The 7439-nt window shown below is 37.3% G+C and carries 7 protein-coding genes; 4 read left to right on the top strand and 3 right to left on the bottom strand.

Features of this window, described 5'->3' with window-relative positions; genetic code table 11:
* Nucleotides 1-374: 374 nt before the first annotated feature.
* On the top strand, nt 375-1103 hold the full coding sequence (locus J582_RS14705) for an RND transporter (RefSeq protein ID WP_031983401.1): 729 nt from the start codon (nt 375-377) through the stop codon (nt 1101-1103).
* A 164-nt stretch (nt 1104-1267) separates the two neighbouring features.
* Nucleotides 1268-1624: a DUF5991 domain-containing protein gene (locus tag J582_RS14700; RefSeq protein ID WP_031983400.1), complete on the top strand. Its 357-nt coding sequence runs from the start codon at nt 1268-1270 to the stop codon at nt 1622-1624.
* 67 nt (nt 1625-1691) lie between these two features.
* Here the strand turns inward: J582_RS14700 and J582_RS14695 are convergent, their stop codons facing one another.
* On the bottom strand, nt 1692-3035 hold the full coding sequence (locus tag J582_RS14695) for an alpha/beta fold hydrolase (protein ID WP_002054038.1): 1344 nt from the start codon (nt 3033-3035) through the stop codon (nt 1692-1694).
* Nucleotides 3036-3246: 211 nt separating this feature from the next.
* Between J582_RS14695 and J582_RS14690 the strand changes: the two genes are divergently transcribed.
* Together J582_RS14690 and parE are read left to right on the top strand one after the other, a co-directional pair.
* Nucleotides 3247-3828: a YqiA/YcfP family alpha/beta fold hydrolase gene (locus J582_RS14690; protein ID WP_031983398.1), complete on the top strand. Its 582-nt coding sequence runs from the start codon at nt 3247-3249 to the stop codon at nt 3826-3828.
* 14 nt (nt 3829-3842) lie between these two features.
* A complete protein-coding gene (gene parE, locus J582_RS14685) occupies nt 3843-5726 on the top strand; it encodes a DNA topoisomerase IV subunit B (RefSeq protein ID WP_031983396.1) in 1884 nt (627 codons plus the stop codon).
* A gap of 120 nt (nt 5727-5846) precedes the next feature.
* Here the strand turns inward: parE and J582_RS14680 are convergent, their stop codons facing one another.
* Both J582_RS14680 and alc read right to left on the bottom strand, forming a co-directional pair.
* The gene (locus tag J582_RS14680; protein WP_031983394.1) at nt 5847-6350 is read right to left on the bottom strand and encodes an ureidoglycolate lyase; all 504 of its coding nucleotides are present in this window, start codon (nt 6348-6350) and stop codon (nt 5847-5849) included.
* Nucleotides 6347-7357 (bottom strand): allantoicase, encoded by a 1011-nt coding sequence (gene alc / locus J582_RS14675; RefSeq protein WP_032048152.1) that lies wholly within the window; start codon nt 7355-7357, stop codon nt 6347-6349. The genes J582_RS14680 and alc overlap by 4 nt, the downstream gene beginning before the upstream one ends.
* Nucleotides 7358-7439 lie beyond the last annotated feature (82 nt).

The following is a 7439-nucleotide window of genomic DNA, read 5'->3' as shown; positions in this document are numbered from 1 at the left end:
AAATATAAAAAATGGAAAAGTAATTGCCAATAAAGCTTGGAAGGTTGAAATTTAAAAATATTTTCTTTCTTCTACAAAAGCTAGTTAATTAAAGAAGCCTAACAAAAATTGGGCTTCTTTTACGTCTCTACAATCCCTTCCAAATCTTTGAGTGTATAGTTCCATTCATCAATTATGAGTTTGAATACCTTCTTGCACATAATCATGTAGATGAGGAAACTGCTAACAAGTATTTTTTAGAAAAATTAAGTGGTACTGAATTTAAGAATACTTTAAACTAAAAAACATTGCTTTATATGAATTCGTAACTATAAGCTTGAATAAATAATTGATTTAAATTTAATAATGTTATGTTGATAAATTGAGTATATTGGATGTCTAGAAGTAAATTATTTTTAATATTAGCTTTATTAATACCAAACCTTACTCAGGCAAAAAATATTATTTTATATGATGATTCAAATAGTATTATTTCTCAAGGATATAAAAGTATTAATGAACTTGGCCAATCTGTAAAAATAGATGAAGATTACGAAATTCTAACTAAAGAATATTCTTTTAATTCTAGTGATGAAAATGCTCATTCTTATAGTATTATTTTGAGGAAAGGAAATAATTTATATAATTTGGATCAGAATAAAATATATGGTTTGAATCGATATATTATTTCACCATATTTTTCAGATGATAATTTTATTGGTTTCGTAGAATATACGGGAAATGTATTAAGAGGTGATTTTTATATCATAAAGAAATTTTATATTTTTAATAAAAAAGCAAAAGAAATTGCTGTTGTTAAACTAATGGATACAAGTGTTTTGCCAAATAAAAAAGGTCAGTATGATTATAATTTTCTTGATCAAAATTATATAAAGAAAATTACTGTGGATGATTCTTTAAATATTTATACTATAAATTCTATATATGTTCAAAACAATCCTGCTGTTTGGAAGGTGATGTCAAAAGAATTTAAACCAGGCTATAAAGTTAATGACGGTTTTAAATTTAGATTAACAAAAGATAATAAAATTAAATGTGAGAATTTAAAAGGTTCAACTTTAGAGTGTAATGAAGGTTTTATGCAAATTCATCAAATAAAATAGAAGCTCAACATTTGAGCTTAATTGATTCTATACTATCTTTTGTTAATTCGATATGATAATAACGATAAGAATTAATTTTAAAAATTTTGGTTTTTAATAGTTGATTTATAAAATATTTTATCTTTATTATGATAATTTAACTTGATTGTTTGTAAATTAACCAAATGAAAAAAACTTGTTTTTTATTATTGCTGACTCTTTCTGCTAAGACATTTGCAAATACAGATAAGTGGAATGGTACTTATCATTATTATAGTTCAGAAGAGTTGCCGGGTGGTAATGTTGCGACGATAGAATCTGTTTTAACACTCACACCAAAAAAGTGTGAGTATTCTATTGCTGGCTTCCAGGTTGATAAATCTTATATATGCAAAGTGAAAGAGAAAAATAACGAGCTATATTTCTTTAAAGTTCAAAGTGGTGAAAAGTTAGGAAAAGTAGTCTTTAAGAAAGGAAAATACTATCTTTATTCTGATGAAGTTTTAGATAATAAAGATAACTTATTTTTTAAAGATAAATAATAGTTATAAAACTCTTTTTTAAAATATTTCAGACTCTATAAAAAGCCCAACAAAAGTTGGGCTTTTTTTATGTCTCTACAATCCCTTCCAAATCTTCAAGCGTATAGTTCGGCATATCAATAATATGGGTTTGAATACCGTCTTGCACATAATCATTCACATGAGGATATAGCCAGCGAGTAATCTGTTCAGCAACACTCGAGTGATACTGAATTTCAAAGTGATTTAAACCATAAAACACGGCTTTATGTGAGTCTGGAACTTTAAGCTGAAAACGTGGATTTGGATGTTCGCCAAGTGCACTTTTCACACTCACCAAATAGTCGCCAATCACGGTAAGCGCTTTATTACGTACCTTTTCAAACTCGAGTGTTCCTGCCACTAAAAAGGTATTGATATGGGAAGGTAGAGGAGCTGGAGCACGGTTGTCATCCATCATGCCAATACGGGCATCCATATATTCCCAGTCATCGTCACGAACGCTACCGTGGCGTAGGTCTAAAATACCATTACTACGGATATTAACCAGTTGACCCAGTAACCCAACAAATGGGAATGCCCCGAGCTTATCTTGTATAGCAAAGCCAAAGCGCTCAAGTACTGCACCATGGTGGGGAGAACCAATACAGACAAGGTTCTCGACCATATGAATCCATTGGTACATATTCTGTTTGCCGTAAAATAGCGCGCTACGGGAAACTAAGCCACCCATACTATGACCAATGATATCAATACTGGTAATTCTTGGATTACGTTGTACCAAATCTTCTAATAAATTTGAAAAACTGCGGCCATTGGCTGAAATGCGGCGACCTGTGTTGTAGTTTAAATACAGCATAGTGTTGTGGTCACGCTGTGCTAACAGACGCTCACCAATGCCGCCATAGTGTGCATTTGACCAAGTCAGATGGTTCATACACAAACCATGAACTAAAATTACGATACGGCCTGCAAGTTCGCCTTGTTGGATTGCACCGTAGTGGTCGTATAGCACCATTGGCAAGGCAAGGGGACTATGTTGTTTAAGTAAATAGTCTCCGAAAATACCATTTAAAATGCCCACCAAAAAATGAAGACTTGGTGTTAATGGCTTTTCATGAAGGGTCGGGAATTTTTCAATAATACGACGTAAACCGGGTGCTAAAAAATAACGCCCATACTTTTGTAAGGCACCATAAGAAAACTGATATACCTTTTGCACAGAAGGGCGTTTTTGGAAATTATTCGCATTTTGGGCACTAATACCAAAAGCATTTTTTAACACTTCAATATTAATGACTTGTATTAATTCATGTACACCATTTAAGCTGGTGCTGAACAGTTGAGCTAAACCTTCTAGTACGTCGGCCTGACTCGGTGGCGTACGATCCCATTTACAATAAGTTTCATGTAACGGTGTTAAGCTCGGCATATCTTTTCCCCATTTACGTTATAACCGACGTTTTAAGCTGTACTTTTTATGAACGGCAGCTAACGTTTCCATCTTAGTAGTTTAAATAACACATGTTTTTAAAATACTGATGAATGGTAAGTTGAGTCGTTTTTCTTGTCTGACAATAGTGTTTTTATATACAAACTGAGAACAAAAATGTGAGTTTATTCTCAATTTAAGAGGGAAATATATGAATATTATCTACCTCCATGGCTTTAATAGCAGCTCTTCTTCGACTAAAGGGCTGAGCCTTAAGCAATATTGTAGCGAATTGGACATAAATGTACATTTGCCAGATTTAAATAGATCTCCAGATCAGGTCGTAGCGCAAGTTTCAGAGCTAATAGAGTCTTTACAAGATGTGGCTTTAGTCGGCAGTAGCCTTGGTGGGTTTTTTGCGACATATTTTGTCGCGAAATATAATGTTCCGGCTGTACTGATTAACCCTGCTATGCAACCATGGAAGTTGTTTGATGAGCTCTTCCAAGTTGAAAGCATGCCTTATAAGGTGAATGATCAATGGTCAATTGATCATGTTCAGTTACGACAGTTAGAACAACTGGAACTGAAACAACCTGAAAATGCTGACAAAATACTCGTCTTATTGCAACAAGGCGACGAAATTTTGGATTATCGTCAAGCACAACGCTATTATAGTGTTGCAACACCATCCTCATTGATTTTGACGGATGCTCATGGCAATCATGCCATGGAAGATTTTGAAGAAAAATTACCTTTAGTGATCGAATTCTTTGCGCACACCATCAAATAAGGAAAACGTACAACGTGACACAATATACGGCTCAATCGCTTGAAGTCCTTTCTGGTTTAGACCCTGTTCGTCGTCGTCCGGGGATGTATACCGATACGACTCGACCTAACCATTTAGCCCAAGAAGTTATTGATAATGCTGTTGATGAAGCATTAGCTGGTCATGCCGACAAAATATGTGTCACAGTTTATAAAGATGGTTCATTATCTGTTGAAGATAACGGCCGTGGTATGCCAGTCGATATTCACCCTGAATATGGCCAAAGTGGTATCGAAATCATTCTGACCAAGCTCCATGCTGGCGGTAAATTCAGTACCGATAACTATCAGTTTTCAGGTGGTTTGCATGGTGTGGGGATTTCGGTTGTAAACGCTTTATCTACACGTGTTGAGGTAGAGGTTCAGCGTCAGGGTAATTTATACCAGATGGCATTTGAGCAAGGTGAACCTGTTGCTCCTTTAGCGGTGTTAGAAGGTAAAGCACCAAAACGTGCGACAGGAACTACGGTACGTTTCTGGCCTGAAGCTAAATATTTTGATAGTCCAAAATTTGCTTTAAAAGCACTTAAACATAATTTAAAAGCCAAAGCTGTTTTAGCAGCTGGTTTAAAAATTACTTATATCGATCAAATTAATGATGAAAAAATCGAATGGCAATTTGAAAATGGCCTTGTCGATTATTTGATGGATGAATTACAAGATCGTGAAATTTTGCCAAACCCTGCATTTGTAAGCAGTGGGCAAGCAGACCGTGCCGCGTGTGAGTTTGCGATTTGCTGGAATGTAGAGGGTGGCGAACAGGTTCAAGAAAGTTATGTCAACCTGATTCCAACTGCACAAGGTGGTACTCATGTGAACGGTTTGCGTTCAGGGGTGACCGAAGCGCTACGTGAATTCTGTGAGTTACGTAATTTATTACCACGTAATCTTAAACTTTCGGCTGAAGATGTTTGGGATGGCGTGAATTACATTTTATCGCTCAAGTTCCAAGAGCCACAATTTTCTGGTCAAACTAAAGAGCGTCTTTCGAGTCGTGAAGCCGCCAATATTGTTTTAAATATTGCTAAGGATGCGTTTGCGCTCTGGCTCAACCAACATGCTGAAATTGCTATGCAACTTGCCGAAATGGCAATTTCTAAAGCAGGTCGACGTTTAAAAGCTGCGAAAAAAGTTGAGCGTAAAAAGATTGTTTCTGGTCCGGCTTTACCGGGTAAATTGGCAGACTGCGTGGGCCAAACACGCGAAGAAAGTGAGTTATTTATTGTCGAGGGTGATTCGGCTGGTGGTAGTGCCAAACAGGCGCGCGACAAGAACTTTCAGGCTATCATGCCAATTCGTGGAAAAATCTTAAATACATGGGAGGTTTCTTCTGATGAAGTACTTGCTTCTCAGGAAGTTCACGACATTGCGATTGCCATTGGTGTAGACCCTGGCAGTGATGATTTGTCAGAACTGCGCTATGGCAAAATCTGTATTTTGGCCGATGCCGACTCAGACGGTCTGCACATTGCGACTCTGCTTTGTGCTTTATTCGTTAAACACTTTCCAGCATTGGTTGAAGAAGGTCATTTATTTGTAGCAATGCCGCCATTGTTCCGTATCGACATTGGTAAAGATGTTCATTACGCGCTAGATGATGAAGAGCTTGAAACCATTTTAAAAAATGTTAAAGGTAATAAGAATCCGCAAATTACCCGATTTAAAGGATTGGGCGAGATGAATGCAATTCAACTACGTGAAACAACCATGGATCCAAACACTCGTCGTTTGGTTCAGCTTGATCTAGATGATGCACATTTAACAGCAGGTTTACTCGACAAACTCCTTGCGAAAAAACGTGCAGCAGACCGTAAGCAGTGGCTTGAGCAAAAGGGTAACTTAGCTGATATCACGGTTTAAAGAAGAATTAAAAAATCTCCCCGCACAATAGGCGGGGATTTTTTATTTTAATTACACAATAGTATGCAGTATTTAAATAATTAGACGTAAACAGACAAGTCTGTATAAATTATTCTTTATTTAAAACCTAATTTTTATAGGTTGTGGAAATTGAAAAACATCGCAATTTGCACCACCTCCAATCCGATCTACTACTACAAAATCACTGGGTGCCTCAAAGGTAAGCAAAGGGTGATGCCATGTGCCTGCCCGATAATTAATACTTTGCTTACCATTCGAGATGAAAGCACAGAGCTTGGAAATATCGGGAGTATTTTCATCTAAAGCGGGTGCGACAATAATTAAAAACTTTTGTTGCTGTAATGGAATAAATGCTTGAGAACCTTTCGGATGTCGCTCTAGCATGGAAATTTCCATAGGCAAGACACTGGCCTTGATGTTACGGAAAATACTGATCCCTGCTTTTGCTTCACCCTCAATTTCAGTTTCAACGAGCGCATGGTAGCGTTCGGTGTGGGCATCATTAATATGAAAAAAATCATGCCCATCACAACAAATAACTTCTCCGAAGGGCTGAAAGTTCTCAATGGTCAAGGGCTGAATTTGAACAGTATTTATGATCATGACTTCGCAATTTTTCCCCATAAACGAACACGACTAATACCACCGTCTGGAATCATGTTAATACGAATATGCGAGATTTTTTCATGTTGTAAAATCTCATTCACATACTCATGAATATGATCCATTTGCATTGGTTGAGCTTCAAGTAAATAAGACCAGAACATACTTTGTGGAATTAACTGTGCATCGGTTGCATTTTCAAGGTAAACCGCTTGAATAGATACTTGGGCAGGGAAATTGCCTTTAAAGTGCGCCGTATCAATTTCAAGCTTTTCAATTTTTCCGCTTTTACCCAACGCAAGAATACACCAGTCATAACCGGGTGCACGGCGGCGTTTGGTTTCCCAGCCGTCGCCCATGTTGACACCACGACCGGGGTTAATCAAATTACGTGGATGTCCAAAATGCGCATCGCTATAGGCAATTACGCGACCGCCATTTTCAAGAGCCAATAAATCGAGTGTTTGCTCTGTATCAGACACCTGAATATGAACATCACCATAAACGCGTAAACGGGCGACACCACCATCTGGGAAAATATTGAGGCGTATATGCGTGAAAATTGCATCATTATTGACCATAAAAATATGATGTTGACTCGGCCCTAGCTCGGTATTTTCCAAAATACTCTGCCATTTTGCCCCTGTAAGGTCACCATTTGGTGCATAACATGCTTCCAATGAGGCAGATGCAGGATAATTTCCTGTGAAAAACGTGGTGTCGATATCAAGTGCACTGATTTTTCCACTCACTCCTAGCTTCACAATACACCAGTCATAGCCTGCATGACGCTTACGGCGGGGCTCCCAACCGTCCATCCCTTTGCCGTTATCATCGAATTTATCTTCAACAAAAATAGGTGCTTCAAATTGCAGCATACGTTTTGCTTCTGCAAAGAAATCATCTGAACACTCAATCACTTGTGCACCAATTCGGGCATCCGCCAAATTAGTTTTAGTATTCAAAATCTCAGGAAGTTCAAAAGCTGGAGCGTGCAATGTTGCCATAATGGAGTATCCGTATTTCTTGTTAAAAACATGATTTTTCATTTAAAACTGCACTCACACTGAGCGTGTTGAGACCAGTTCT

Source organism: Acinetobacter sp. 1566109 (assembly GCF_000582255.1).
Classification (GTDB): domain Bacteria; phylum Pseudomonadota; class Gammaproteobacteria; order Pseudomonadales; family Moraxellaceae; genus Acinetobacter; species Acinetobacter nosocomialis.
This window is presented reverse-complemented; position numbering and strand designations above follow the sequence as displayed.

Bases quoted from the DNA above. Each gene is read 5' to 3' on its own strand.
- J582_RS14705 (WP_031983401.1), top strand. From the start codon at position 375: ATGTCTAGAAGTAAATTATTTTTAATATTAGCTTTATTAATACCAAAC.
- J582_RS14700 (WP_031983400.1), top strand. From the start codon at position 1,268: ATGAAAAAAACTTGTTTTTTATTATTGCTGACTCTTTCTGCTAAGACA.
- J582_RS14695 (WP_002054038.1), bottom strand. From the start codon at position 3,035: ATGCCGAGCTTAACACCGTTACATGAAACTTATTGTAAATGGGATCGT.
- J582_RS14690 (WP_031983398.1), top strand. From the start codon at position 3,247: ATGAATATTATCTACCTCCATGGCTTTAATAGCAGCTCTTCTTCGACT.
- J582_RS14680 (WP_031983394.1), bottom strand. From the start codon at position 6,350: ATGATCATAAATACTGTTCAAATTCAGCCCTTGACCATTGAGAACTTT.
- alc (WP_032048152.1), bottom strand. From the start codon at position 7,357: ATGGCAACATTGCACGCTCCAGCTTTTGAACTTCCTGAGATTTTGAAT.